This window comes from Plantactinospora sp. WMMC1484 (genome assembly GCF_049315195.1).
Taxonomy (GTDB): domain Bacteria; phylum Actinomycetota; class Actinomycetes; order Mycobacteriales; family Micromonosporaceae; genus Plantactinospora.
In genome coordinates this window covers 7,412,783-7,437,965 of sequence record NZ_CP186055.1, presented here as the reverse complement: position 1 = coordinate 7,437,965, position 25,183 = coordinate 7,412,783, and the positions used below count along the sequence as shown (strand labels likewise).

Genomic DNA, 25,183 nt, shown 5'->3' with positions numbered 1-25,183 from the left:
CGCGCTATCGCGGTTGATCGGCGAGAAGGTCCAGGGTGAGCGCGGCGGTCCAACTGAACGCAGGGGAGCCGATCCCGGCGCCGGTGCCGGGATGGAAGTACTCGTAATACCCGGAGTGCCGGACCAGGTGCAGCAGGGCCGAGCGGAGCGTCTCGGCCAGCTGCTCCCGGCCGTGCGTCCGCAGCCCGAGGCGGAGCAACCAGTTGATGTTGAACCAGACCGGGCCGCGCCAGTACCGCAACGGGTCGAAGTCGGCCGCCGACCGGTCGTAGCTCGGCACCGGCATGCCGGCGTCGATCCCGAACCGGGCCGACCCGATCGCGGCGACCAGGCCGGCCACCTGCGCCACCGGTAGCTCGGGCAGGACCAGCGGCAGCAGACCGTTGACGCACCGGGCGGCGCTGCGCCGCCCGGTGCGGACGTCCAGGGCGTGGAACATGCCGGTGGCCGGATCGAAGAGCCGTTCCGCGAGCTGCCGGGTGATGTCGCGCGCCCGCGCCCGGTGCGGCGCCGGGTCGGCGCCGACGACCTCGGCGATCCGGGCCAGCGTCACCTCGGCCAGGCCGCGCAGCGCGTTGAAGCCGGGGCACTCGACCAGGAACGGATGCCGCGCCCCGAGTTCCGCGTCCCGGTAACCCCCGTCCCGGTACGACAGCGCGATGCTCAGGTAACGGGCATAGTCGTCGTCGGTCGGGCGGTGGTCCGAGGAGACCACCTGGATGTCCCGCCGGGTGTACCGGTGCAGCACCTCGACCGCCAGCGGTACGGCGGCGAGCGCCTCGTCCCAGGCCGGGCTGTTGTCGAGCCCGGACTCCCACGGGTGCACGATGGCGGCGAGCCCGGCCCCACCCACGTCCCGGCAGGTGGTCAGGTATTCCTGCTGGGCGACGAGGCGCGGATAGAGCCAGCCCAGCTCCTCGGCGGCCGCATCGCCCGGCGCACGCCGGTAGACCTCCCAGGCACCGACCGCGTGCACGGGTGGCTGGACGATTCCGCTGCTCGGCCTGCCCGACCCGGCCTCGTTGCCCGGCCACCCGGCCCCGCCACCCGGCGCCCGGACCGCGCGGCGCGGACCGGCACCGTTGCCGTCCTGCGCCGCCGGATCCGTGGCGTACGGGGTGCCGCCGGTCCAGAAGGACGGGCCCGGGAAGTAGTCGCGTTCGGTGACCCCGGGGTCGAAGACGATGTGCGGGACCCGCCCGTCCGGCCACTGCGCCTCGAAGAGGCTGCGCAGGTCCTGCCAGGCCCGCTCCGGCGCGACGTGCGCCAGCCCGACGCCGATGAAGCCCGCGTCCCAGCTCCACTGGTGCGGATAGAGGGTGCGCGAGGGCACCGTGTGGGTCCCGGTCCAGTTGGCGTCCAGGATCGCGGCGGCACCGCGCCACGTCTGCGCGTCGGCGTCGCCGAGCTGGCGTGGTAGGTCGGGGGATTCCGTCGATCCGGTCGCCCGGACGTGCTTCGCGGCGTGAGACATAACCAGTCAACGCCTACCGTCGGCGCACCGTCGTTGTCAACTTTCGGCCCGCCCCGCGAACTGCCCGGTCCGCCCCGCGAACTGCCTGCGGCCGTTCATCCGGCGACCGGCAGGCTGTCCACGTCGACGGTTTCCGGGTATTTCAACCCGGCGCCGGTGTTGAGCACCACCACCCGCTCGTCGGAGCGGAGCCAGCCGCCGGCCCGCAGCTGCCGCACGGCGGTGAGGCAGGCGGCCCCCTCCGGGCAGAGCAGCAGACCCTCCTGCGCGCCGAAGTCGTGCAGGTCGGCGAGGATCGCCTCGTCGTCGACGGCGATCGCCGTGCCGGCGGTGTCCCGGAGCGCGTCCAGGATCAGTTCGTCGCCGAGCGGCGCGGGCACGTTGATGCCGAAGGCGACGGTCCAGGCGTCGGCCCACGGCTCGGCGCGGCGTGCCCCGGCCCCGAAGGCGCGCACGATCGGCGCGCAGCCGGTCGACTGTACGGCGACGAGCCGGGGGAGGGCCTCGCCGATCCAGCCGAGTTCCCGCAGCTCGTGCAGGGCCTTGTGGATGCCAATCAGCCCCACCCCACCGCCGGTCGGATAGACGATCACGTCGGGCACCTGCCAGCCGAGCTGCTCGACGATCTCGTACCCCATGGTTTTCTTCCCCTCCAGCCGGTAGGGCTCCCGGAGGGTGCCGACGTCGAAGATCCCGCCCTCCTCCGGCGAGCCGGCCGAGGCGGCGATCAGCTTGCCGGCGTACCGGCCGGCGTCGCTGATCAACCCGTCGATCAGGTGCAGTTCCGCGCCGGCGGCCAGGCACTCCCGCCGGGTGATGGTGGGCGCACCGAGTGGCATCGCGATGGTCGCCCGCAGCCCGGCCCGGGTCGCGTAGCTGGCCCAGGCGGCACCCGCGTTTCCGTTGGTCGGCATGGCCACGTGCCGGATGCCCAACTCCCGAGCGCGGGAGACGCCCACCGCCGCGCCCCGGGCCTTGAACGAACCGGTCGGCATCAACCCCTCGTCCTTGACAAGCAGCCCGGGTACGCCGATCGATTCGCCGTACCGCGCCGCCGGCAGCATCGGGCTCCACCCCTCGCCGAACGTGGTGACGTGCCGGTCCTCGGCGATTGGCAGCAGTTCCCGATAGCGCCAGAGATCGGCCGGACGTCTCGCCAGCGCGGCCGGGCCCACCGCGCCGCGTACCGCCGTCAGGTCGTAGCGGGCCAGCAGGGGCGAGCCGCACGAGCAGAGGTTCTGCGGGCGGTCCGCGTCGTAGGTGCTGTCGCAACGCGGACAGTGCAGGTGCGTCAGGTACACCGGGCGGCCTCCCATTCGGTCCTTCTGATGATCCCCGGCCGTGTCACCGACGCGCACGGTAACCGCCGGCCGTCCGGATCACTCTTTCGGGCCTGCCGCCGGCCCCGGTTCGACGGCGAGCCAGTGGCGGCTGCGCCGACCCGGGCGGTAGCCGGCGTCCAGCCGCTTCGCCACCACCCCGGTCAGGCCCTGCTCGCGGCTGGCCTCGAGCGCGTACCGGCCACCGCCGGGAAAGTACGGTGGCGTCTGCCAGTGCGGCCCGGACAGGGCCAGGCCGTCGAGCAGTTCGCGGCGCTGCGCGTACGGCAGCTCCAGGCTGCTCGTCCCCTCCAGCCACAGCAGGTCGAAGATCAGGTACTGGCTGCCGTCCCGCACCGGACCCGCTCCGCCCGGTCCGGACGCTGCCGCCGGGCGGACCCGCCCAGCCCGGTCGAAGGTGACCAGCTCGCCGTCGAGCACCGCCTCGATCGGGGCCAGCACCTCGGCCAGTTCGCGCAGCTGCGGGTACGCCGGCAGGAGATCGTCGTCGGTGCCGGAGCGCAGCCGCAGCCGGCCACCGGAGACGTACCCGATCGCCCGCAGGCCGTCCCAGCGCATCTCGTAGCCCCACGCGGCGTCGTCGGGCGGAAGCGTCGCCGCCGCCGTCGCCAGCATCGGGCGGATCCGCTCCGGCATCGACTGCCAGCCCGGCGGGGCCGGATCCAGCCGGCGGACCATCCAGTCCCGCTCGGTGCCCCCGCCGCCCCGCCGGTCGCCACCCCTGCCCGACCCGCCGGCCCGGGTCGTCCGGAACAGCACGTAGCGCCCGGAGACCCGCCCGCCGCGCAACTGCACCAGCACCTCGTCGTCGCGCCACTTCTCGCAGGTGTAGTCGCCGCGGTCGAAGAGCGTCATCCGGCCGCCGCCGTACTCGCCGGCCGGGATCTCGCCGGAGAAATCGAGGTATTCGAGCGGATGGTCCTCGGTGTGTACGGCCAGGTGGCTGCGTCCCGGCTCGCGGGGCAGCCCGCGCGGCACCGCCCAGGAGGCGAGGGCGCCGTCCCGCTCCAGTCGCAGGTCCCAGTGCAGGGCGCGCGCGTGGTGCTGCTGGATCACGAACCGGCCCCCGGGCTGCCCGTCGGCCGGTGTCGCCGCCGGCTTCCGGACCGCCGGCTGCGGCACCGGCTCGGGGGTACGCGCCGGGTCGCGCCTGCGCCGGTATTCGTCCAGCCGGTCCGACATACCGCCATTCTCCGCCCTTCCACCGCCGGGTGCCGGCTCGCGGCTTCGGACGCCGGATGCCGGACGCGGGATGCCGGATGCCGGATGCCGGATGCCGGATGCCACGATTGTGTGGATGCCACAGCTGCCCGGATGCCGGATCATGTGAGGCATGGTGCCGCCGTGCCCGGGTAGGAGAGGCCACATGACGTCTGCCATCGACCAGCCCACCGTCCAGCTGCCCAGCGAGGTCCGGATGCCGATGCTCGGCTTCGGCACCTGGCAACTCACCGGCCGGCGCGCGTACGAGGCCGTCCGGGAGGCGCTCGACGTCGGCTACCGGCATCTCGACACCGCCACCATGTACGGCAACGAGGACGAGGTGGGCCGGGCCATCCGGGACAGCGGGCTTTCCCGGCAGGACGTCTTCGTCACCACGAAGCTGCCGCCGGAGCGGGCCGGTCGGGAGCGGGAGACCATCGCCGCCAGCCTGGCGGCGCTCGGTACCGACTACGTCGACCTCTGGCTGATCCACTGGCCACCCGGGCGGGACCGGGCCAGCATCGCGAGCTGGCGGGAGCTGCTCGCCGTCCGGGACGAGGGGTTGGCCCGGGCGGTCGGGGTGAGCAACTACGACACCGGCCAGCTCGACATGCTCGTCGAGGCGACCGAGGAGGCGCCGGCGGTGAACCAGATCCGCTGGGGTCCGGCGCTCTACGACTCGCGCCGGCTCGACGAGCACCGGGAGCGGGGCGTGGTGTTGGAGGGGTACAGCCCGTTGAAGACGACCGACCTGCACGATCCCGTGCTGGTGGAGATCGCCCGGGACCACGGGGTGAGTACGGGTCAGGTGGTGCTGCGCTGGCACATCGAGCACGGGGTGGTGGTGATCCCGAAGTCGGGGACCCCGTCGCGGATCAGGGAGAACTTCGATGTGTTCGGTTTCTCGCTGAGCGAGGGCGAGCTGCGCCAACTCGACGCGATGGGCCGGTGAACCCGACGCGTATCTGGATGGACCGGTGAACCGACGCGTACCGGGAAAGGCCGGGTCGGCCGGCACCCGCTCCCCGGTACGCCGCTTCGGGTCGTCCGGTCGCCGACGGTTACCCTGGCCGGCAACCGCCGCCGGGCGTCGCCCGCGCGTCCGGCCCGCGCGTGCCGCGCCCGCCGGACCGCGGGTCGTCGGGGACCCGGGCGGCGCGAGAGGAGGTGCGGGGTGTACGACCAGTTGTTCGGCGGAGGCTTCGGCCAGCCCGGGCCGGGAGAGACTGGACCGGCCGACGGCGGACCGGAGCCGGATTTCGTCACCTGGCTGCTCTACCTCGACCGGGCCGAGGATCCGGCCTGGCTCGCCGGCCTGGCCCGCTGGTGGTACGACGAGACGTGCCGGCTGCTGCTGCCGTTCGTGCATCCGGCCGGCGCCGCCGCGCCGGCGACCTCGCTGACCGCGTTCGAGCAGGACGCCACCGGACGGGGCCGGCGTCGCCGGCCAGGGCGGTGGGTGGACGGACTCACCGCCGACTGTGCCCAGCTCTCGGCCCGGTGGTTCGATGCCGCGCCGGGTGCGATCGCCTCGGAGATGGACGTCTTCCTCGACCGGTTCGCCGGGCGGCGGCACGTCCGGCTACAGATCTCGATCGGTTTCGAGGGGCGGTCCGGAGGACTGCCCCTGGTGTTGCCGGCACTGGTGGAACTGGCCCGGTTGGTCGGCGACGCCGCTGATCCGGCGTACGGCGAGATCGTGGTGAACGCCGGCCTGGTCGCTCCGGCGACGATGCTGGACGCGGCGCTGGGCCGCTCGGCGGAGGAGTCCGCCGCGCAGAGCCGTGGTTACCTGCGCGGCTACGAGTGGGTGACGGTCTGCCCCCGGGAACTCGCCGCCGGGCTGGGCGGAGCGGACCGGCTCCGGGTGTCCGGCGCGTTCGCCGAGGTGCGCCCGTTGACGCACGGTGGTCTGCTGCTGCGGGCGACGGACGATCCTGCCGACTACCGGGCGGACCGGGTCAGGGGTGCGTTCCGGGCCCTGGCTCCGGTGCTGCCACCCGGGCTGCCGGGCGCCCTGCCCACGGTGCCGCCGGCCGGGTCGGCGGTGCTGTCGGCGGTGCCCGGGGTACTCGCCGGCGACCCCGGCGGGCACGACCTGAGCCGGGTGGTCTTCGCCGATCCCCGGACCCTCGACCGGCACCTTCCCGGCCAACGCCTCAGCCTGGGCCCCGGCCTCGCCAATCGCTGACCGGGCTCCTGCCACCGGCGCGGTGGCAGGAGCCCGTGAACCGTCGGGCCGGAGCCCCTGATCGTCAGCTCGGGGTCAGGCCCGGCTGCAGGCCGCGCCGTTCAGGCTGAACGAGGTCGGCGACGCGTACGTGCCGCTGAACGTGCCCTGGTAGCCGAAGGAGGCCGTGCCACCGGGCGCGATGGTGCCGTTCCAACTGATGTTGCGGGCGGTCACCGCGGAGCCGCTCTGCGAGACGGTCGCGTTCCAGCTGTTGGTGACCTGCTGCCCGGAGGGCAGGTTGTAGGTGAGCGTCCAGCCGTTGATGGCGCTGGAGCCGGTGTTGCTGATGGTGACCGAAGCGGTGAAGCCGTTGTTCCAGGAGTTCGCCGTGTAGGCGACCCGGCAGGAGCTGCCGCCCGGCGGGTTGGTCGGCGGGTTGGTCGGCTGGCCCGTGGGCGGGTTGGTGGGCGGCGGGTTGCCGCCGCCGTTGACCGAGGCGGAGAAGGAGTTCACGGCGAGACCGGTGCCGCCGATCCACGGTTCGAAGCCGGCCTGGATGCTGGTCAGGTACCACGAGTTCGTGATCGCACCGCGGTTGCGCACGTCGTTGATGAAGTCCAGCACGCTGAAGCTCCAGCTGGTGATCGGCGACGGCGCGAGGTAGGAGACGACATTGTTGCCGCCGTTGTTGCCGCGCCACACGTCCCAGGTGCGGCCGGCGACGGTGGCGGTGCCGACCGAGGAGCCGATCGGCTGGATCGAGCCCTGTCGGTTGAACCAGATCATGATCTCCATCTGGTTGACGCCGTCCCGCTTGGGCGTGGGGTCGAGCCAGATGTCGTAGGAGGCGTTGTAGGTGGCGCCACTGACGTAGGTGTAGTTGATGCTGCTGTTCGCGCTGCTGATCTGGCTCACCTGCATCGGCAGGTTGGTGCCGGGCGAGCAGTTGGTGTAGTGGCAGCCGAGGAAGACCGAGGGGTACGACACCGGGGCGCCGCTGGTGCTGCCCTGGCCGTCCTGTCGGGTGATGGAGAAGCCGGTGTCGGTGACGTTGATGCACTGCTGGGCGGTGGTGCCCCAGCGGTTGTTCTGCACCACGTACCGGCCCTGGATGGTGGTGGAGCCGTACTGGTCGCAGATCTGGACGTCGGCCTGAGCGGGGCCGGCGGAGGTGAGTACGGCGATCGTGCCGGTGACGAGCAGACCGGCGAGGGCCGCGAAGACGGGGACGGGACGTCTCATGATGCTCCTTGGGCGTGGTGGGTGTCCGTGGAGTGGTGCGGGTGCCGCGAGATGTCGGGCGTGCGGCGGGTGATGCCAGGGGAGCGCTCCCATGGCAGCTAGAGACACATTTACATGCTTGAAAACGGAACGCAACTCCGACGGTGGCCGGTCGGTCCCTTCGTGCCGATCGGGCGGGTTATGGCGGTTGGGCGGGTGGGCTGAACGGCGTACCGGAAAAATGGGCCCGGATCGGCGGTCACCGCGACCGGCCGGCGCGAGCCCGTCAGGCGCCGGCGAGCAGGGTGCGGGCGGCCCGGACCTGGCGGACCGCGCCGTGCAGCGCCGCGACGATCCGCTGCTCGCTGTCCGTGTCGAGCCGGGTGGCCGGTACGGAGAGGCTGATCGCGTCCACCGGCGGGGATAGCAGCGGCACCGCCATCGCGAAGCAGACGATGCCGTCGGTGTTCTCCTCGCGGTCCACCGCGTAGCCCCGGTCGCGCACCGTGGCCAGCTCCTGGTGCAACAGTTCCGGGTCGGTGATCGTGTTGCGGGTGAGCGCCGGCAGCGGCCAGCTCAGCAGCCGGTCGACCGCCTCGTCCGTGCGCTGCGCCAGCAGTGCCTTGCCGAGTGCGGTCGCGTGTGCCGGCAGTTGGCGGCCGATGGCGCTGTACAGCCGCAGCCGGTGCACCGACTCGCGTTTGGCCAGGTAGACCACGTGCGGGCCGTCCAGCCGACCCAGGTGCACCGTCTCGCCGAACTGGCCGGCCAGGTCGTCGAGGACCGCGGCGAGCAGGCCGGTGGCGTCGTCCGCCTCCAGGTATGCGGCACCCACCTGGAGCGCCCGGACGCCCAGCCCGAATCGGGTGCCCGTGGCGTCGGTCTCCACCCAGCCGCGCTGGATCAGCGTGCGCAGCAGGCCGTGCAGGCTGCTCTTCGGGATGCCGAGCGCGCGGGCCAGCTCGACCAGGGAGCGGCGCCGCGGCGAGTCGGCCAGCGCCTCCAGCACGTCGAGGGTACGGCCGGCGGACTTCACCGGCTGAAACGCCTCGACCGCGGCCCCGGTCGTGCCCGTCGTCATGGCGGCCACTCTAGCCGCCTTGACAGCTTCGGGAAGAGCAGTAGGGTCAGCTATGTGACCAGTGTTCAAGATGATGAACAAATCGGTGGCGTGACGGAGACGATTGCCGCGACCCGGATCCTGCCGGTCGTGGTTCTCGAGGATGCGGCCTCGGCGCCGGCGCTGGCCGCCGCGCTCACCGAGGGCGGTCTGCGGGCCATCGAGGTGACCTTCCGGACGGCGGCCGCCGCCGACGCCATCCGGGCGATGGCACAGCGGCCTGACCTGCTGGTCGGCGCCGGGACGGTGCTGACACCGGCCCAGGTCGACCAGGCCGCCGACGCCGGCGCCCGGTTCGTGGTCAGCCCCGGCTTCTCGCCGGCCGTGGTCCGGCACTGCCAGGAGCGTGGGCTGCCGGTCTTTCCCGGCGCCGCCACGGCCACCGAGATCCAGATGGCGCTGGACGCCGGGCTCGACACGGTCAAGTTCTTCCCCGCCGAGCAGCTCGGCGGGGCGGGCATGGTCAAGGCGCTGGCCGCACCGTTCCGGTCGGTCCGGTTCATCCCGACCGGCGGGGTCAACACCGGCAACCTCGGCGACTACCTGGCGCTGCCTGCCGTGCTCGCGGTCGGCGGCACCTGGATGGTCGCCCCCGCCCTGCTCGCCGCCGGCCGATGGGACGAGGTGACCCGGCTGACCGCCGCCGCCGTCGCGGCCAGCCGCACCGCCGGCTGAGCCCTCGCACCGCGTCCCCGTCCCCGTCCCCGTCCCGTCGCCGTCGTCTGAAAGGTCCGCCCCATGTTGACGCTCCGCCCCGCCGACGACTGCCGCTTCGACCTCGTCTCGCTCGGCGAGGTGATGCTCCGGCTCGACCCGGGCGAGGGCCGGGTCCGCACGGCACGGAACTTCCGGGCCTGGGAGGGTGGCGGCGAATACAACGTCGCACGCGGGCTGCGCCGGTGCTTCGGGCTGCGTACCGCGCTGGTCAGCGCGTTCGCCGACAACGAGGTCGGGCGGCTGCTGGAGGATCTGATCCTCACCGGCGGCGTGGACACCACCTTCGTCAGGTGGCTGCCGTACGACGGGATCGGCCGGACCGTCCGCAACGGGCTCAACTTCACCGAGCGGGGTTTCGGCGTACGCGGCGCCGTCGGCACCTCCGACCGCGGGCACACCGCCGCCAGTCAACTGCGGCCGGAGGACGTCGACTGGGAGCACCTCTTCGGCACGCTGGGCGTGCGGTGGCTGCACACCGGGGGCATCTACGCCGCCCTGTCGGAGGTGACCCCGGAGACCATCGAGGCGGCGATGACCGCCGCCCGCCGGCACGGCACGGTGATCTCGTACGACCTCAACTACCGGCCCAGCCTCTGGAAGGCGGTCGGCGGCCAGGCCCGGGCGCAGGAGGTCAACCGGCGGCTGGCCCGGTACGTGGACGTCATGATCGGCAACGAGGAGGACTTCACCGCCTCGCTCGGCTTCGAGGTGCCCGACACCGACGACTCCCTCGCCGAGCTGGAGGTGGCGAACTTCCAGCGGATGATCGAGGCGGTCACCAAGGAGTACGACAACTTCCGGGTGGTGGCGACCACGCTGCGTACCGTACGCAGTGCCACAGTCAACGACTGGGGAGCGATCGCCTGGTCCGCCGGGAGCGGCTTCGTCCAGGCGACGCACCGCCCAGGGCTGGAGATCCTCGACCGGGTCGGCGGTGGCGACAGCTTCGCCTCCGGGCTGATCTACCAGCTGCTCGCCGGCGGCGACCTGGCCACCGCCGTGGAGTATGGCGCGGCGCACGGCGCGCTCGCCATGACCACCCCGGGGGACACCTCGATGGCGAGCCTGAAGGAGGTCGAGGCCCTCGTCCGGGGGGCCGGCGCCCGGGTCCAGCGCTGAGTCGTCGGGCCGCCCGGCGGCAGTCGGTCCGGCCCGGGTGACGGTCCGGCCGGCCCGGGTGACGGTCCGGCGGTTCGGCGACACGGCACTGCCCCGCCCACCTGCACGACGGTCGAGCCCGGATCCCTCGGCCGGCGACCCGGCATCCTCCGGCGGCCGCGATTGCCCGGCTCCGGGGTCACCTCGGTCGATCTTGTGGCCGATGCCGGTGACCTGGCCGTGACGGGGGCGCATCCGATCGGATCTTCCGCTGAGGGAATCGCGCGGAGTAGTCTCTTGCCTTCAACGCGTGTCGATCCCTCCGGAGGCGTCAGTTGGCCGGATCCAACCTGCGCGTTCTCGTCGTCGGCGCGGGGATCGCCGGCCTGGCGGTTGCGCGTACCCTCCGGCTCGCCGGGTTCCGGCCGGAGGTGACCGAGCGGTCGTCCGGGGGCGGCGACACCGACATCGGCATCTACCTGCCCGGCAACGCCGAACGGGCGCTCCGGGAGATCGGGTTGGCCGATCCGGTGCGACCGCTCGGCCAGGTCATCCGGCGGCAGCGCTTCGCCGACGCGCGCGGCTACGAACTGTGCGAGGTCGACCTCGGGAAGCTCTGGGCGGGCGTCGGCGAGTGCCGGGCGTTGCCCCGCTCCGACCTGCACCGGGTGCTGCTCAGCGGTGCCGGCGGCGAGGTGCGGTACGACACCCAGGTACGCGGCCTGGACCTCGCCCGGGACGCCGTCACGGTCACCTTCGCCGACGGGCGGCAGGCCGAGTACGACCTGGTGGTCGGTGCCGACGGCCGGCGCTCGGCGGTACGCGCGCTGGCCGCCCTCGGCGGCCCGGCCCACCCCGCCGGGCAGGTCGTCTACCGCAGCATCGTGACCGGCGGCCCGCTGCTGGCCGACTGGACCGGACTGCTCGGCGAGCGGGCCGCGTTCGTCGCCGTGCCGATGGGGGCGGGGCGGCTGCACTGCTACGCCGACGAGGTGGGCACCGCGCTGCCGGCCGACCCGCTGGCCCGGGTACGCGAACGCTTCGGCGGGTACGGCGGCCCGGTCCCGGCCATCCTGGACGCCATGGACCAGGTGCAGGTGACCCGCACCGACGAGGTGCAGTTGGGCTGCTGGTCCCGGGGCCGGGTGGTGCTGGTCGGCGACGCGGCGCACGCCACCGGGCCGACCCTGGCACAGGGCGCCGCGATGGCCCTGGAGGACGCTCTCGTGCTGGCCCGGGCGCTGAGCCGGTCGGCAACCGTGCCCGAGGCGCTGGAGAGCTACGAGAGCCGGCGCCGCCCCAGAATCAAGTGGGTGGTGGACCGGACCCGCGACCGGGACCGGACCCGGGACGTACCGCCGCCGTTGCGCGACCCGCTGTTGCGGGACCGGGGCAACCGGATCTTCCAGGAGCACTACCGGCTACTGGTCGCCCCGGCCTGAACGGTCTGGAATCGGGGTGCCGGCCGGCGGCACCGGGCGGCGCGGGCGGGTCGGGCGTACCCGACGCCGGACCCCCCGCCGCCGGGGACTATTCTGCCTGCGAGGTACGGCTCGCAGATCAACAGCGCGTGCCGAGTGGGACTAACGAGAACCGGAGGCCACTCGTGACCACCGTCGCACCCAAGCCGATCGTGACCCGGCCCTGGCCGGTCCACCAGCCGGTCAAGGGCTCGGCACTCACGCGGCTGCTGCGTACGACGGACGCGAAGCAGATCGGGATCATGTATATGGTCACGGCGTTCGCGTTCTTCATGATCGGTGGCCTGATGGCGCTGCTCATGCGTGCCGAGCTGGCCCGGCCGGGGCTCCAGTTCCTTTCGGCGGAGCAGTACAACCAGCTCTTCACCATGCACGGCACGATCATGCTGCTCTTCTTCGCGACGCCGATCGTCTTCGCCTTCGCGAACTTCGTGGTGCCGATCCAGATCGGCGCGCCAGACGTGTCGTTCCCCCGGCTGAACAGCTTCGCGTACTGGCTCTATCTCTTCGGCGGAACGCTGGCGGTGGGCGGCTTCTTCACCCCCGGCGGGGCGGCCGACTTCGGCTGGTTCGCGTACACCCCGCTGAGCAACGTCGAGCACTCGCCCGGGGTCGGTGCGAACATGTGGATCGTCGGCCTGGCCATCTCCGGTCTGGGCACGATCCTCGGCGGCGTCAACATGATCACCACGATCCTGACGCTCCGGGCGCCCGGCATGACGATGTTCCGGATGCCGATCTTCACCTGGAACATCCTGGTCACCAGCCTGCTGGTGATCATGGTCTTCCCGCTGCTGGCCGCAGCCCTCTTCGCGCTCGCCGCCGACCGGATCCTCGGTGCGCACGTCTTCGCCGCCGAGACCGGCGGCCCGATGCTCTGGCAGCACCTCTTCTGGTTCTTCGGGCACCCCGAGGTCTACATCGTCGCGCTGCCGTTCTTCGGCATCATCAGCGAGGTCATTCCGGTCTTCTCCCGCAAGCCGATCTTCGGCTACAAGGGTCTGGTCGGCGCCACCATCGCGATCGCGGCGCTCTCGATGAGCGTCTGGGCGCACCACATGTTCGCCACCGGCCAGGTGCTGCTGCCGTTCTTCTCGTTCCTGAGCTTCCTGATCGCGGTCCCGACCGGCATGAAGTTCTTCAACTGGATCGGCACGATGTGGCGGGGCCAGCTCAGCTTCGAGACGCCGATGCTCTGGTCGATCGGCTTCCTGGTCACCTTCCTCTTCGGCGGCCTCACCGGCGTGCTGCTGGCCAGCCCGCCGCTCGACTTCCACGTCTCCGACTCCTACTTCGTGGTGGCGCACTTCCACTACGTGCTCTTCGGCACCATCGTCTTCGCCGTCTACGCCGGCATCTACTTCTGGTTCCCGAAGATGTTCGGCCGGATGCTGGACGAGCGCCTCGGCAAGGTGCACTTCTGGCTGACCTTCATCGGCTTCCACACCACGTTCCTGGTACAGCACTGGCTCGGCGCGGAGGGCTTCCCCCGGCGGTACGCCGACTACCAGCCGTTGGACGGCTTCACCACGCTGAACACGATCTCCACGATCGGTTCCTTCATCACCGGCATCTCGACCCTGCCGTTCCTCTACAACGTCTGGAAGTCGTACAAGGCAGGCCCGGTGGTCGAGGTCGCCGACCCGTGGGGACACGGCAACTCGCTGGAGTGGGCGACCAGCTCGCCGCCGCCGCTGCGCAACTTCGACCGGATGCCCCGGATCCGCTCCGAGCGGCCGGCGTTCGACGCCAAGTTCCCGGAGCTGGCGGCCGGCGGGCAGTCGCTGGCAGGGCCGCCGGAGGGTGGCGCCAGGCCGCTCACCAGCGAGTCCGACCACGGCGCCAGCTACACCGAGGACACGGCCAGCAACATCGACAAGCGGTAGCAGCCGACAACGATCCACGCGCGGCCGGTGCCCACGGGACGACGTCCCGGGGTGCCGGCCGGAACCGTTTGCCGGGGGGTGCCGGCCGGTGCCCGTCTGCCGCGTCCGCGCCGGTGATTGCCTGATCAGGGTTTGCCGGCCGGGCTCAGCGGATGCTCCGGGCCGGGGACGGAGCCGGCCGCGACGGCTGCCCGGCGGCGGCGCAGCTCGACCGGGAGGACGGCGAGCGCCAGGAGGGCGCCGACCAGGCCGGTGGCGGCGAACCCCCAGGCGGGCGCGGACGCGTCGATCACCGCACCGGCAAGCGGCGCGCCGAGGGCGATCCCGACGGTGAGGGCCGAATTCTGTAGTCCCATCGCCTCGCCCCTGGCCCCGGACGGCACGAGCTGGCTCACCGCGTGTGAACTCGACGCGAGAGCCGGTGCGCAGAGCAGCCCGGCCGGTAGGAGGGCGAGCCCGAGCGACCACCACTGCGCACCGCCGAGCCCGACCGGGATCGTGCAGACGCCCAGCAGCAGCACGATCGTCAACGGTGGCACCGGCCGGGTCACCATGCCGTACATGAAGCCACCGACCAGGGAACAGACGGCCCAGACCGCCAGCACCACGCCGGTCCAGTGCACCTGGTCGGCGGCGCGGAGCACCGCCACGACGGCCACGTCGGTGCCGCCGAGCACCAGGGTGGTGGCGGCGCTGATCACCAGTAGCCCGACCAGCCGGGGAGTCAGCCACTCCCGGCGGGGCGGCGCCCCGGACGGCGCGGCGGCCGTCCCCAGCTGGTCCCGCACCGGCGGGTCGAGCCAGAGCAGGGCCAGCCCGGAGAGCGTGATGCCGGCGCCCACGACGAGCAGGGTGGCCTGCGGCGACACGCTGGTCGCCAGCAGCACCGCCACGGCCGGCCCGATCATGAAGGAGAGCTCCACCCCCATCGAGTCGAGCGCGTACGCCGGCCGGCGCTGCTGCTCCGGCACGAGCGCCGCGATCGACTGCCGGATCACGGAGTAGACCGGCAGGGTCAGCAGGCCACCCAGCAACGCCCCGCCCAGCAGCACCGGGTACGGCATGAGCGGTGCGCCGAACCAGAAGGCCGCCTCGGCGAGGGTGGTGAGCACGAGCGCCGGCCGCAGCCCTCGGCGGTCGATCAGCCGGCCCAGGATCGGCGCGCCGAGTGCGGAGCCGACCGTCATCGCCGCACTGGCCAGTCCGGCCGCCGCGTAACCATGCCCCAGCTGCGCCACCACGTAGAGGGTGAGCGCCAGCAGCGTCATCGTCTTCGGCACCCGGATCAGCAGGGCGAGCAGCATCAGGGACCGGACGCCGGGCAGCGCCAGCGCCTCCCGGTAGGGCGTGAGCTTCATCAGGGTGTGGCACCTCCCCGGCCATCCTGCCGGCCGGGTGCGTCGTACCCGTCAGATTTTCCGGCTCACCCGGTGCCGACCCGGGGCGTCCCGCGCAGGCTCACCCCGGCCCCGCGAAGCATCTCCAGCGCCGCATCGGTCGTGCCGGCCTCGACCCCCGCGGTAAGGTCGAGCAGCACCGTGGTGGCGAAGCCCTCCCGGGCGGCGTCCAGCGCGGTCGCCCGTACGCAGTGGTCGGTCGCGATCCCGACCACGTCGACGCTCTCCACCTCGTGCCGGCGGAGCCAGCCCGCCAGTCCCTCGGCACCCTCGGCGCTCCCGGTGCTGCCCTCGAATCCGGAGTACGCCGCCGCCCACTCGCCCTTGCGGAACACCGCCTCGACCCGGTCGGTGGAGAGATCGGGGTGGAACTCGGCCCCGTCGGTGCCGGCCACGCAGTGCCGGGGCCAGGAGTTGGCGTAGTCGGGCCGCTCGGCGAAGTGCGGCCCGGGATCGATGTGGAAGTCCTTGGTGGCCACCACGTGCGCCCACCGGCCGGGTTCGACGGCGAGCAGCCGGGTGATCCCGGCCGCCACCGCGCCGCCGCCGGCCACGGCGAGGGAACCGCCCTCGCAGAAGTCGTTCTGCACGTCGACGATGATCAGTGCTCGGCTCACTCTGCCACCTCTCCTCGCTACCTCTCCTCGCTACCTCTCCTCGGCCGGTGGGGCGGGGCATTCCGGTACAGGATGCGACAGCCGGGGTCGCTGCTCACCCCCGTACGGTGACCGGGATGGTCGGGTCTCCGGCGGAGAGCTTGAGGCCCTCCCAGGGAATGGAGATCAGGCACTGGCGCAGATGCTCCCGCGACTCGGCCAGCGTCGGCAGCGTCTCCGGCTCGCCACCGGTGACGTACCGCCGCTGCAACTCCCGGTCGCCGGGCTGCGTCTCCGGCTCGCCCTGCGAGACCACGACCTCCTCGGTGGCGGTGCCGCTCGGCTTGTGCCGCCGGACGGCCACCTTGCGCCCGCCCACCGTCGCCTTGTGCTCGGAACGCTTGACCACGGCACGGCCGTCCACCTCGACCAGCTTGTAGACCAGGCCGGCGGTCGGAGCGCCCGAACCGGTCACCACGGCGGTGCCGGCGCCGTACATGTCCACCGGTTCGGCGGCGAGCGCCGCTATGGCGTACTCGTCGAGGTCACCCGAAACGATGATCTTGGTGTCGGTGGCGCCGAGCGAGTCGAGGAGTTCCCGCGAGTGCTGGGCCAGCACCGAGAGATCGCCGGAATCGATCCGCACCGCCCGCAGGTCGGGCCCGGCGACGGCGATCGCGTTCCGGATGCCCTGTGCGATGTCGTAGGTGTCGACCAGCAGGGTGGTGCTCTTGCCCAGCGCCGCCACCTGCGAGAGGAACGCGGCGGACTCGTCGTCGTGCAGCAGCGTGAAGGCGTGCGCGGCGGTGCCGGCGGTCGGTATCCCGTAGCGCGCCCCGGCGGCCAGGTTGGAGGTGTAGCCGAAGCCGGCCAGGTAGGCGGCGCGGGCAGCGGCCACCGCCGCCTCCTCGTTGGCCCGCCGCGAGCCCATCTCGATCAACGTACGGCCACGGGCCGCGGTCACCATCCGGGCCGCCGCCGCGGCGACCGCCGAGTCGTGGTTGAGCACCGACAGCGTCAGCGTCTCCAGCAGTACGCACTCGGCGAAGGTGCCGGAGACGGTCAGGATCGGCGAACCGGGAAAATAGAGCTCGCCCTCGCGGTAGCCGACGATGTCGCCCCGGAAGCGGTAATTCGACAGCCACTCGGCGGTCGGCTCGTCGACCACCCCGCTGTTCCGGAGGAAGGTCACCTCGGCGTCGCCGAAGCGGAAGTCCGCGACCAGCTCGACCAGTCGGGCGGTGCCGGCGACCACGCCGTAGCGGCGGCCGGTCGGCAACCGGCGGGTGAAGACCTCGAAGACGCAGTGCCGGTCGGCGGTACCGTCCCGGAGGGCGGCACCGACCATTGTCAGCTCGTAGTGGTCGGTGAGCAGCGCGGGGCGGGAACTGTGCACCAGACCAGCCTAAGCGTGCCGCCTCGCCGCCGCCTCGGGTCGTCCGTCACCTCCGCACCGGCCCGCCCCCGGCGGTCGGTGTTCCCTCCATCACCGGTCAGCGTTCGGCTTCGCCGTCCGGTTCGGGTATCGCCTTGAGCGCGGGCCAGAGTTCGCCGCGACCGGCCACGCCGAGCTTGTTGTAGACCCGCTGGAGGTGGTTTTCCACCGTCCGGGTGGAGATGTAGAGCTGCTCCGCGATGTTCCGACTGGCCAGACCCCGGGCGGCCAGCCTGGCGATCTGGCGTTCCCGCTCGGTCAGCGCCGGCTGGCGCACCGACAGGGCCGGCGTACGCAGCACGTCGCAGCGCCGCAGCAGCGCGGCGAGCCGCAGGTTCGCCTCGTGCGACCGGGTCGACCGAGCCGCCCGCAGCCGGACCACCGCCCGGCTGGTCGCCTCGGCGGCGAAGACGTTGAGGTCGAGGTCGGCGAAGCTCTCCGCGACGGCGAGCAGCTGGTCGCCGGAGTGTGCGTACTCGGCACGGGCGTGCCGGGCCATCAGCGCCGACAGCGGACCGTCCACGGTCTCACCCAACTCGGTGAGCCGCTGCGCCACCGTACGCCGCCGGCCGGTGACGGTCGGCTCACCGACCTCGATGTCTGCGCGGCCGAGCCGGACGAGGTCGTGCAGGGCCAGTACCTCGTGCCCGGCGAAGCCGTCCGTCTGGAGCCGGTTCACCAGTTCGCGGAGGGTGGCGACGGCGGTGGCATGGTCGCCGGTGGCGGCCTGCACGGTGGCCCGGGCCTGTTCGAGCCAGGGATACAGCACCGCCATCACGGCGCTCTGCGCACGGTCCGACTCGGCCATCGCCGCGCCTGCGGAGTCGACGTCGCCGCGCATCGCCGCCGCCTGGGCACGCTCCGCGTGCGCCAGACCGGCGAAGACCCGGCTGGTGGCGAGGACCGCGCAGGCGCCGAGGCTGGTCCGCAGCGCCTCGCCGGTCTGGCCGCGCAGCCGGGCCGCCTGGGCACGCAGGATCGAGAGGTAGCCGGAGCCGAGCCGGAAGTCGCCCGCGTCGGCCAGGTCGGCGAACTCGGCGGCGACGATGGCGTCGATGCCGGCCAGGTCACCGGCGAGCGTCAACCGGGTGCCCCGGGCCAGTTCGAGGGCGAGTTGCAGGTAGGGCATCTCGCCGCGCCACTGTGCGGCCTCGGCCGCGACCCCCTCGACGGCCCGGCTGCTGAGCGCCAGCTCGCCCCTGGCCGCCTGGAGGTGCGCGATCGTACACCGGGCCAGGCCCCGCGCGGCCACGGTGGCGGCCGGCCGGTCCAGCACCGAGCGGCTCAGCCGCAGCGCCTCGGCAGACTCCAGCCGGTGCAGTCGCATGATCGCCTCGAAGGCGACCACCCGCGCCCGATCGGCGGGATCGGCCAGCCGTTCGGCGTCCGCCGCGATCTCGGCCACCGTGGACTCGCGGTTGAGGCCCCAGTACGACACCATGCCGCGTACGGTGAGCCACCGGCTGCGCCGCTCGTCCGAGGTGATCTGGTCGGCGACCGAGTCCAGCACCCGGATCGCCTCCTCGGCCTGGTCACCGAACATCAGCAGGGTGGCCAGCAGCTCGGCGGCCTGGTAGCCGCCACCGGTCTGCAGGGCGGCCCGGGCCAGCCGGCCGGCGAGCGGCACGTCGAACTGGCTGAACGCCTGCGCGCTGGCGCGGAGCAGCAGGGCCGGATCCTGCGCGGTCCCCGAGTCGAGCCGCCACACGGCGACCCGGAGCAGGTCGTCGCGGCGCCGGGTGCCGGCCTGCTCGACCAGGTCGGCGAGGTGGGCGTTGAGCCGGCGGGCGCGGGTGACCGGGCATCGCCGCCGGACAACCTCGCCGTAGAGCGGGTGGCCGAGCCGGACATCCGAGCGGCGGTCATGGGTGACGACCCGGATCAGGCCGCGCTCCTCGGCAGTTTCCACGCTGGAGCTGTCGGTCGCCCGGTGCAACAGGGTCAGCCCGATCGGCTCGCCCATCGCGACCAGTTCGACCACCGCGCGTACGCCCGGGTCGAGCTGGCCGATCCGGGTGTCGATCAGGTCGTCCAGGGTCGGCGAGAGGTGACTGCGCCCGGTCCACCGCCAGACACCGTAGGTCCGGGTCAGCTCCTGGCTGGCGTGCGCGGCGATGACCAGCTCCCGGAGCATCAGCGCGTTTCCGGCGGAGAGCCGGTGCAGTCGCTCCGCCGACGGTGCGTCGATCGGGTCGCCCAGCATGGCGGTGAGCAGGTCGTTGCTGTCCCGCACGGTCAGCGGGGCCAGCTCGGCATGCTCGACCAGGTCGTCCGTCCACAGCGCGCGGATCGGCAGCGGCACCGGCTCGCCGCTGCGCAGCGTGCCGAGCACGGTGGCGTTGTCGGAGCGGGCGATCAGGTAGACCAGGGCGGCCGACGAGGGGTCGAGCAGGTGGGCGTCGTCGATGCCGATCACGATGCGCCGGCCCGCCGCCTGCTGGTGCAGTGCGTCGACGGCCCAGCGCATGATCCCGGGCGGGGAGAGGCCGACCGGCTGGTCGGCCGGCAGCACCTGGGCGAGCCCGCCGAACGGGATGCCGGCGGTCGCGATGTTGGCGGAGGCGGACCAGACGGCGCAGCCGAGCGCGGGTAGCTCTGCCAGGGCCTCGCCGAGCAGTCGGCTCTTCCCGACTCCGGCCGTGCCACTGAAGAAGATGCCCCGGCTCCCCGGACCGGTGGCGGCACTCAGCAACCGGTTGAGTTCATCCGTTCGGCCAACGAAGCTCCACCGCCCCATCGGGGCAGCATATAGACCGTTTGCCGACCGCGCGCGCCTGGTGACTGAATGAATTTGAGTAGCTGGCCGAGCATCCATGAGTATCGTTGATGCTCGTAGCGTGTGGATATCGACACGTAGCGTTCCCATATCCGGCGGGACCTCGGCGGAGTCGTACCGGCGAACTCGTACGGGTGGAGTCGTACCGGTCGAGTCGCCCAGTGGGTCCGGCCGGAGCGTTGCGGTCATACGGGAGTCCGGAGCGTTCCGGTCACACGAGAGGTACAGACGGCGATGGAGTTTCGCTCGCTGCCCGCCGTCGGGGCGTCAGGGCCGCCCGGCGACCGGATGTTCCGCCGCCGGGCGGGCGAGGAGCCGGCGCTGGTCGAGTCCGCGCCCGACGAACCCCTCGCGGTCGTCACGGTCGGACCCTCCGCCCGGGACCGGCGGGCCGTCCTCGCCGGGCTGCTCGGGGTCGCGGCGCCGTCCCTGCGGGTGCCGGACGGCAGCTTTCTGGTGATCGACTACGCGCCCACCGCCGGTGGCGCCGCCTACGTTCCCGGCCTTCGGTCGGGCCGGGAATTCCGGTCGGTGCCGGTCGGTGCCGGCCCCGCCCTCGCCCGCCCGCCACGACGGGTCGAACTGACCCTGCCCCATCCACTGTTGCGCCACTTCTGCCTGGTCGACGCGCCCGACACCGGGACTCTCGGCATGGCCGGCGTGCGGGTGGTCCGGGACGCCGTGCGTCGAGGCGGCGCGCTGCTCTACGTGCTGCCCGACGACCAACCGGTGGCCGCCGCCGACCTGGACCTGCTGGCCGAGGTGGCGGGCGAGGCCGCGATCTTCCTCGTCGGCACCCCGGGCGCCGGCGGCTCGCCGGTCGGGAATCGTCCCGCCGAACTCGATCCCGCCGAACTCGATCGCCCCGGATGGGAGCCGAACGTCCTCCCGTCCGCGTGCGGCGATCTCCCGTCCGTGTGCGGCGATCTCCCGTCCGTGTGCGGCGATCTCCCGTCCGTGTGCGGCGATCTCCCGCCCGCGTGCGGCGATCCCGCTTCGGGTTACGGCGACCTGGCCCCGGCCTGTGGCGAGAACCGTGAGGTGTCGGTCGGCTGGGTCGAGGACCGCCGTGCCACCCTGGTCGCCGCAGTTCCCGGCCTCGCCGGAGTGCGGTGGATCGACCTGGATCCGGCCGCCGCCGACACCGCCTACCTGCGCCAGGCCATGAAGGACTGGGCCGGCACGGAGGGGTTGCGCCGGGCCAGCCTGAGTCCGCCGGTCGCGCCCGGCGCCACCCGCACGGTCCCGGTCGCCCCGGCCGCGCACGCCGCCGACTGGGCGGAGCGGTTGGACCGGCGCGCCCGGGGTCTCGCGCACCGGCTCCGCCGGGACGTCGCGCTGGAGATGGCCAACATCCACCTGCGTTGCGTGCGCGAGGTGGTCAGCGGAGCCGGCGTGCCGAGCCTGCCGGCGCTGCTGGACCGGGAGGTGGAAGCGCTCTCGCTGGAGGTGGTCGCCGCCTGCGACGCCGGGGTCGACAAGATCCTCGTCGAGTCGCTCGCCCTCGTTCTCGGCGGCGCACCGGACGAGGGCGTACGGCTGCGTGCCGCCGCCGCCGTCGGCTGGGGCCTCGCCGACGACCGGAGGGCCCGGGACTTCGACCGGGTGCTGCTGATCCGGGAGACCGGCGAGGTCGAGACGGTCTACGGGCTCGGCGCGGTCGGCGCGCTCGCCGCCTATCCGGGCGGTTCCGGTGGCAGCATCCTGCCTCCGCTCGGAGTGGGCCTGTCCGGCGGCTGTTACCAGTACTGGCGGAACCCGGCCCGGGTGGACCCGACCCGGGCCCGGTCCTGGTTGCGTCGCGCGCTTCGCGAAACCGAGGTGGAGCTGTGCCGCGAGGTGTCCCGGCGGTTCGAGGCGATCGCCTGCTCCCTGACGGGCGTGCTCGCCGACGCGATCCGGCATGGCCGGCTGCTCGCCTGATCACCGCTGGTTCGCATCCGGGCGGCGTTCCGGTTCCTCGCAACTCCTTCGTCGGTGGCACGATGGGGGCATGGCGGCTCCACAGGTGGCACCGGTCGACGCGCCGGAGACCGAAGACGTGCCGGTCGCCGACCGGGCATGGGTGACGATCGTCTGGGACGATCCGGTCAACCTCATGTCGTACGTCACCTGGGTGTTCCAGAAACTCTTCGGCTACAGCCACGAGAAGGCCGAGAAACTGATGCTCGACGTGCACAACAAGGGCAGGGCGGTGGTCTCCAGCGGCGCCCGCGAGCGGATGGAGCACGACGCGTCCCAGCTGCACGCGTACGGGCTGTGGGCGACGGTGGATCGGGCGTGAGCACGTTCCGCCGGCAGGGCGAGCACTGCGTCGCCACCTTCGCCGCCGACGAGGTGCGGGTGCTCCGCAAGGTCGCCTCCGAGGTCGTCGGCCTGCTCACCGACGGTTTCGACCACTCCGACCCGGTCGTCGGGCGGCTCTTTCCGGACATCTATCCGGAGCGCCCGGGCGACTCGGCCGAGTTCCGGCAGTACACCGAGGGTGACCTGAAGACCGGCAAGATCGACCAGGCGGGTGCGGTGCTCGCGGCACTGCCCCCGCCCAGCGGCGGTGAGGTACGCCTCGACGCGGAGGCCGCCGAGGCATGGCTGCGGGCCCTCAACGACGCGCGGCTGGCCATGGGCGTACGGCTGGACATCTCCGGCGACACCGACCTCGGTGACGAGTTGGACGAGGCGGTCATGCACGACCCGACCTCGACCCGGGTCTTCCAGCTCTCCATCTACGCCTACCTCGGCTACCTCCAGGAGTCGCTGCTAACCGCCCTGATCGACTGAGCGCCTGGGATGAAAGGCGGGGGCCCTTCTTATCGTCTTTTGTATAAGAAGGGCCCCCGCCTTTCATCTCAGGGCGGCCGGCTCGATCCGGGGATCGGGATCACCCGGGGCGAGCCTGCCGGATCTGCTCCAGGTGGCGTTGGAGATCCCGGCCATCCGGACCTTTCCGGCGTCGACCAGTTTCCGGATCGCGCCGATCGCGTCGGCGTACGGGACCCTTCCTGTCCCGGGTCGGTGCCGCCAGTCGGGCGAGGCACGTGAGGTCGACCACTCCAGCCGGCGGCGGTCGACCGCACCCGGCCGGCCGGACAGGCGGTAGGCTGGGGCCTGTGCTGAGCATCGACCGGTCGATAGTCGAGGCGATCGTCGCGCACGCCCGCCGGGATCATCCCGACGAGGCGTGCGGCGTGGTCGCCGGTCCGGCCGGCGCCGACACTCCGACCCGGCACATCCCGATGGTGAACGCCGCGCGATCCATGACGTTCTACGAGTTCGACTCGATGGAGCAGTTGCGGATCTGGCGGGAGATGGACGATCGCGACGAGGAGCCGGTGGTGATCTACCACTCGCACACCGCGACCGAGGCCTATCCCTCCCGCACCGACATCTCCTTCGCGGGAGAGCCCGGCGCGCACTACCTGCTGGTCTCGACGCGTGATCCGGAGACGGAAGAGATCCGATCGTTCCGGATCGTGGATGGAGTGGTGACCGAGGAGCCGGTCCGGGTCGTCGACGCCACGGTGGACCCGAACGCCGTCCAGTCCTACATGTTCGGGCAGAGCCCGGCGACGGTCGACTACGAGTGTTCCGGCCGCTGACGTCCCCAGCTCAGCAGCCGTTTCGTAGTCAGTCCCCCACTCCGTCGTCTTCCAAGGAGCACAGCATCATGGCCATCGAGGTTCGCATTCCCACCATCCTGCGCAGCTACACCGGCGGCGCCAAGGTCGTCGAGGGATCCGGTGACACCCTCAACGACCTCCTGTCCGACCTGGACGGCAAGTACTCCGGCCTGCGGGGCCGGCTGGTCACCGAGCAGGGCGCGCTGCACCGCTTCGTCAACGTCTACGTCAACGACGAGGACGTCCGATTCCTGGGCGCGCTCGACGCGAAGCTCTCGGACGGGGACACCGTCACCATCCTGCCCGCCGTGGCCGGCGGCGCGTTCGGTCTCGCCGCCGCGGCGGCGATCATCGGGCACAGCGCCGCGGCGGCAGCCGGGGTGGACAGCTCCGGCGCGGCCTCGGCCGCCCGCTGAGGGGGCCGCCATGGCGCGGTACGAGAGCCTGCTCGACGCGTGCGGCGGCACTCCGCTGGTGGGGTTGCCCCGCCTGTCGCCGACGGTGCCCTCCGGGGCACCGCCGGTGCGGCTCTGGGCGAAGCTGGAGGACCGGAACCCGACCGGCAGCATCAAGGACCGTCCGGCCGTTTTCATGATCAGGGAGGCGGAGCGGGCCGGCCGGCTCCGCCCCGGCGACACCATCCTCGAACCGACAAGCGGCAACACCGGGATCTCGCTGGCGATGGTCGCCAAGCTCCGGGGTTACCGCCTGGTCTGCGTGATGCCGGAGAACGTCTCGGCGGAGCGGGTGCAACTGCTCCGGATGTACGGCGCCGAGATCATCTTCTCGCCGGCGGCCGGCGGCTCGAACCAGGCGGTGGCGACCGCCAAGCAGATCGCCGCCGAGCATCCCGACTGGGTGATGCTCTACCAGTACGGCAATCCGGGCAACGCGCAGGCGCACTACGAGACCACCGGGCCGGAACTGCTGCACGACCTGCCCACGATCACGCACTTCGTCGCCGGGCTGGGCACCACCGGCACCCTGATGGGGACGGGACGCTACCTGCGGGAGAAGGTCGACGATATCGAGATCATCGCGGCCGAGCCCCGGTACGGCGAACTGGTCTACGGGCTGCGCAACATCGACGAGGGCTACGTCCCGGAGCTCTACGACGCGAGCGTGCTGACCCGGCGGTTCTCGGTCGGCACCCGGGACGCGGTGCTGCGTACCCGGCAGTTGGTCGAGGTGGAGGGGATCTTCGCCGGCTTCTCCACCGGGGCGATCCTGCACGCCGCGCTCGCCGTGGCGCACGAGGCGGTCAAGGCCGGCCGGAGGGCCGACGTCGCCTTCGTGGTCGCGGACGGCGGCTGGAAATACCTCTCGACCGGCGCCTACGGCGGCACCCTGGCCGACGCCGAGGATGCCCTGGAGGGGCAGCTCTGGGCGTGACCGGCCGGCCCGGATCGCCGTGACCCAGGGTGGCGCCGGCGCAGGCCGGAAAGTATCCCGACATGCCCGCCTAAGGTGACGGAACGTAACGGTAGGGGCCGATTACGGCGTCTGGGCTGTACCGGGGCGAGGTCTCCCCAACCGGTTGTCACGTTGGCGACAACTGTTCCCAGATCTTTCTTGTGCCCAGGTGTCGCGGCGTAGGCTGCGCACCGTGACAGACCTACCGGCATTGATCACCTCCGCATTGGTCG

21 protein-coding genes are annotated in these 25,183 nt (G+C 72.3%); 12 read left to right on the top strand and 9 right to left on the bottom strand.

Features of this window, described 5'->3' with window-relative positions:
- Positions 1 to 4: 4 nt before the first annotated feature.
- From ACN28C_RS31965 to ACN28C_RS31955, 3 genes are all read right to left on the bottom strand, one after another.
- Positions 5 to 1,474 carry an MGH1-like glycoside hydrolase domain-containing protein gene (locus ACN28C_RS31965; RefSeq protein WP_422771203.1) on the bottom strand — a complete coding sequence of 490 codons (1,470 nt, stop codon included), beginning with the start codon at positions 1,472 to 1,474 and terminating at the stop codon, positions 5 to 7.
- Positions 1,475 to 1,569: 95 nt separating this feature from the next.
- Positions 1,570 to 2,775, bottom strand: a complete 1,206-nt coding sequence (locus ACN28C_RS31960) for a threonine synthase (RefSeq protein WP_422771202.1) — start codon at positions 2,773 to 2,775, stop codon at positions 1,570 to 1,572.
- Positions 2,776 to 2,853: 78 nt separating this feature from the next.
- Positions 2,854 to 3,996, bottom strand: coding sequence for a DNA polymerase ligase N-terminal domain-containing protein (locus tag ACN28C_RS31955; RefSeq protein WP_422771201.1), 1,143 nt, complete (start codon positions 3,994 to 3,996; stop codon positions 2,854 to 2,856).
- A 184-nt stretch (positions 3,997 to 4,180) separates the two neighbouring features.
- Between ACN28C_RS31955 and ACN28C_RS31950 the strand changes: the two genes are divergently transcribed.
- Both ACN28C_RS31950 and ACN28C_RS31945 read left to right on the top strand, forming a co-directional pair.
- Entirely contained in the window at positions 4,181 to 4,969 is a 789-nt protein-coding gene (locus ACN28C_RS31950) for an aldo/keto reductase (RefSeq protein ID WP_422771200.1), read from the top strand.
- 222 nt (positions 4,970 to 5,191) lie between these two features.
- The gene (locus ACN28C_RS31945; protein ID WP_422771199.1) at positions 5,192 to 6,208 is read left to right on the top strand and encodes a hypothetical protein; all 1,017 of its coding nucleotides are present in this window, start codon (positions 5,192 to 5,194) and stop codon (positions 6,206 to 6,208) included.
- A 75-nt stretch (positions 6,209 to 6,283) separates the two neighbouring features.
- On the opposite strand, the gene ACN28C_RS31940 is transcribed toward ACN28C_RS31945, so the two are convergent.
- Both ACN28C_RS31940 and ACN28C_RS31935 read right to left on the bottom strand, forming a co-directional pair.
- Positions 6,284 to 7,432, bottom strand: coding sequence for a GH12 family glycosyl hydrolase domain-containing protein (locus tag ACN28C_RS31940; RefSeq protein ID WP_422771198.1), 1,149 nt, complete (start codon positions 7,430 to 7,432; stop codon positions 6,284 to 6,286).
- Between the two features lie 265 nt (positions 7,433 to 7,697).
- Positions 7,698 to 8,492, bottom strand: coding sequence for an IclR family transcriptional regulator (locus ACN28C_RS31935; RefSeq protein WP_422771197.1), 795 nt, complete (start codon positions 8,490 to 8,492; stop codon positions 7,698 to 7,700).
- Between the two features lie 90 nt (positions 8,493 to 8,582).
- Here ACN28C_RS31935 and ACN28C_RS31930 point away from each other — a divergent pair, with 90 nt between their 5' ends.
- From ACN28C_RS31930 to ctaD, 4 genes are all read left to right on the top strand, one after another.
- Positions 8,583 to 9,206 carry a bifunctional 4-hydroxy-2-oxoglutarate aldolase/2-dehydro-3-deoxy-phosphogluconate aldolase gene (locus tag ACN28C_RS31930; protein WP_422771196.1) on the top strand — a complete coding sequence of 208 codons (624 nt, stop codon included), beginning with the start codon at positions 8,583 to 8,585 and terminating at the stop codon, positions 9,204 to 9,206.
- 63 nt (positions 9,207 to 9,269) lie between these two features.
- Positions 9,270 to 10,367: a sugar kinase gene (locus ACN28C_RS31925; RefSeq protein WP_422771195.1), complete on the top strand. Its 1,098-nt coding sequence runs from the start codon at positions 9,270 to 9,272 to the stop codon at positions 10,365 to 10,367.
- A 314-nt stretch (positions 10,368 to 10,681) separates the two neighbouring features.
- Positions 10,682 to 11,788: an FAD-dependent monooxygenase gene (locus ACN28C_RS31920; RefSeq protein WP_422771194.1), complete on the top strand. Its 1,107-nt coding sequence runs from the start codon at positions 10,682 to 10,684 to the stop codon at positions 11,786 to 11,788.
- 164 nt (positions 11,789 to 11,952) lie between these two features.
- Entirely contained in the window at positions 11,953 to 13,713 is a 1,761-nt protein-coding gene (gene ctaD, locus ACN28C_RS31915; RefSeq protein WP_422771193.1) for a cytochrome c oxidase subunit I, read from the top strand.
- Positions 13,714 to 13,838: 125 nt separating this feature from the next.
- On the opposite strand, the gene ACN28C_RS31910 is transcribed toward ctaD, so the two are convergent.
- The 4 genes from ACN28C_RS31910 to ACN28C_RS31895 all read right to left on the bottom strand — a co-directional run bounded on the left by ACN28C_RS31910 (position 13,839) and on the right by ACN28C_RS31895 (position 19,878).
- The gene (locus ACN28C_RS31910) at positions 13,839 to 15,071 is read right to left on the bottom strand and encodes an MFS transporter (RefSeq protein ID WP_422771192.1); all 1,233 of its coding nucleotides are present in this window, start codon (positions 15,069 to 15,071) and stop codon (positions 13,839 to 13,841) included.
- Positions 15,072 to 15,136: 65 nt separating this feature from the next.
- A complete protein-coding gene (locus ACN28C_RS31905) occupies positions 15,137 to 15,727 on the bottom strand; it encodes an isochorismatase family protein (RefSeq protein ID WP_422771191.1) in 591 nt (196 codons plus the stop codon).
- A gap of 94 nt (positions 15,728 to 15,821) precedes the next feature.
- Complete coding sequence (locus ACN28C_RS31900) at positions 15,822 to 17,102, bottom strand: nicotinate phosphoribosyltransferase (protein WP_422771190.1); 1,281 nt, start codon at positions 17,100 to 17,102, stop codon at positions 15,822 to 15,824.
- A 97-nt stretch (positions 17,103 to 17,199) separates the two neighbouring features.
- The gene (locus ACN28C_RS31895) at positions 17,200 to 19,878 is read right to left on the bottom strand and encodes a LuxR C-terminal-related transcriptional regulator (RefSeq protein WP_422771189.1); all 2,679 of its coding nucleotides are present in this window, start codon (positions 19,876 to 19,878) and stop codon (positions 17,200 to 17,202) included.
- 273 nt (positions 19,879 to 20,151) lie between these two features.
- Here ACN28C_RS31895 and ACN28C_RS31890 point away from each other — a divergent pair, with 273 nt between their 5' ends.
- The 6 genes from ACN28C_RS31890 (at position 20,152) to ACN28C_RS31865 (ending at position 24,929) form a co-directional block, all read left to right on the top strand.
- Positions 20,152 to 21,840 carry a hypothetical protein gene (locus tag ACN28C_RS31890; protein ID WP_422771188.1) on the top strand — a complete coding sequence of 563 codons (1,689 nt, stop codon included), beginning with the start codon at positions 20,152 to 20,154 and terminating at the stop codon, positions 21,838 to 21,840.
- Positions 21,841 to 21,910: 70 nt separating this feature from the next.
- A complete protein-coding gene (gene clpS / locus ACN28C_RS31885; protein ID WP_422771187.1) occupies positions 21,911 to 22,201 on the top strand; it encodes an ATP-dependent Clp protease adapter ClpS in 291 nt (96 codons plus the stop codon).
- Positions 22,177 to 22,698, top strand: a complete 522-nt coding sequence (locus ACN28C_RS31880; RefSeq protein WP_422771186.1) for a DUF2017 domain-containing protein — start codon at positions 22,177 to 22,179, stop codon at positions 22,696 to 22,698. Before clpS ends, ACN28C_RS31880 begins: the two co-directional genes overlap by 25 nt.
- A 329-nt stretch (positions 22,699 to 23,027) precedes the next feature.
- Positions 23,028 to 23,516, top strand: a complete 489-nt coding sequence (locus tag ACN28C_RS31875) for a Mov34/MPN/PAD-1 family protein (protein WP_422771185.1) — start codon at positions 23,028 to 23,030, stop codon at positions 23,514 to 23,516.
- Between the two features lie 68 nt (positions 23,517 to 23,584).
- On the top strand, positions 23,585 to 23,953 hold the full coding sequence (locus ACN28C_RS31870; protein WP_422771184.1) for a MoaD family protein: 369 nt from the start codon (positions 23,585 to 23,587) through the stop codon (positions 23,951 to 23,953).
- Positions 23,954 to 23,963: 10 nt separating this feature from the next.
- Entirely contained in the window at positions 23,964 to 24,929 is a 966-nt protein-coding gene (locus ACN28C_RS31865) for a PLP-dependent cysteine synthase family protein (RefSeq protein WP_422771183.1), read from the top strand.
- The last annotated feature ends 254 nt before the right edge of the window (positions 24,930 to 25,183 follow it).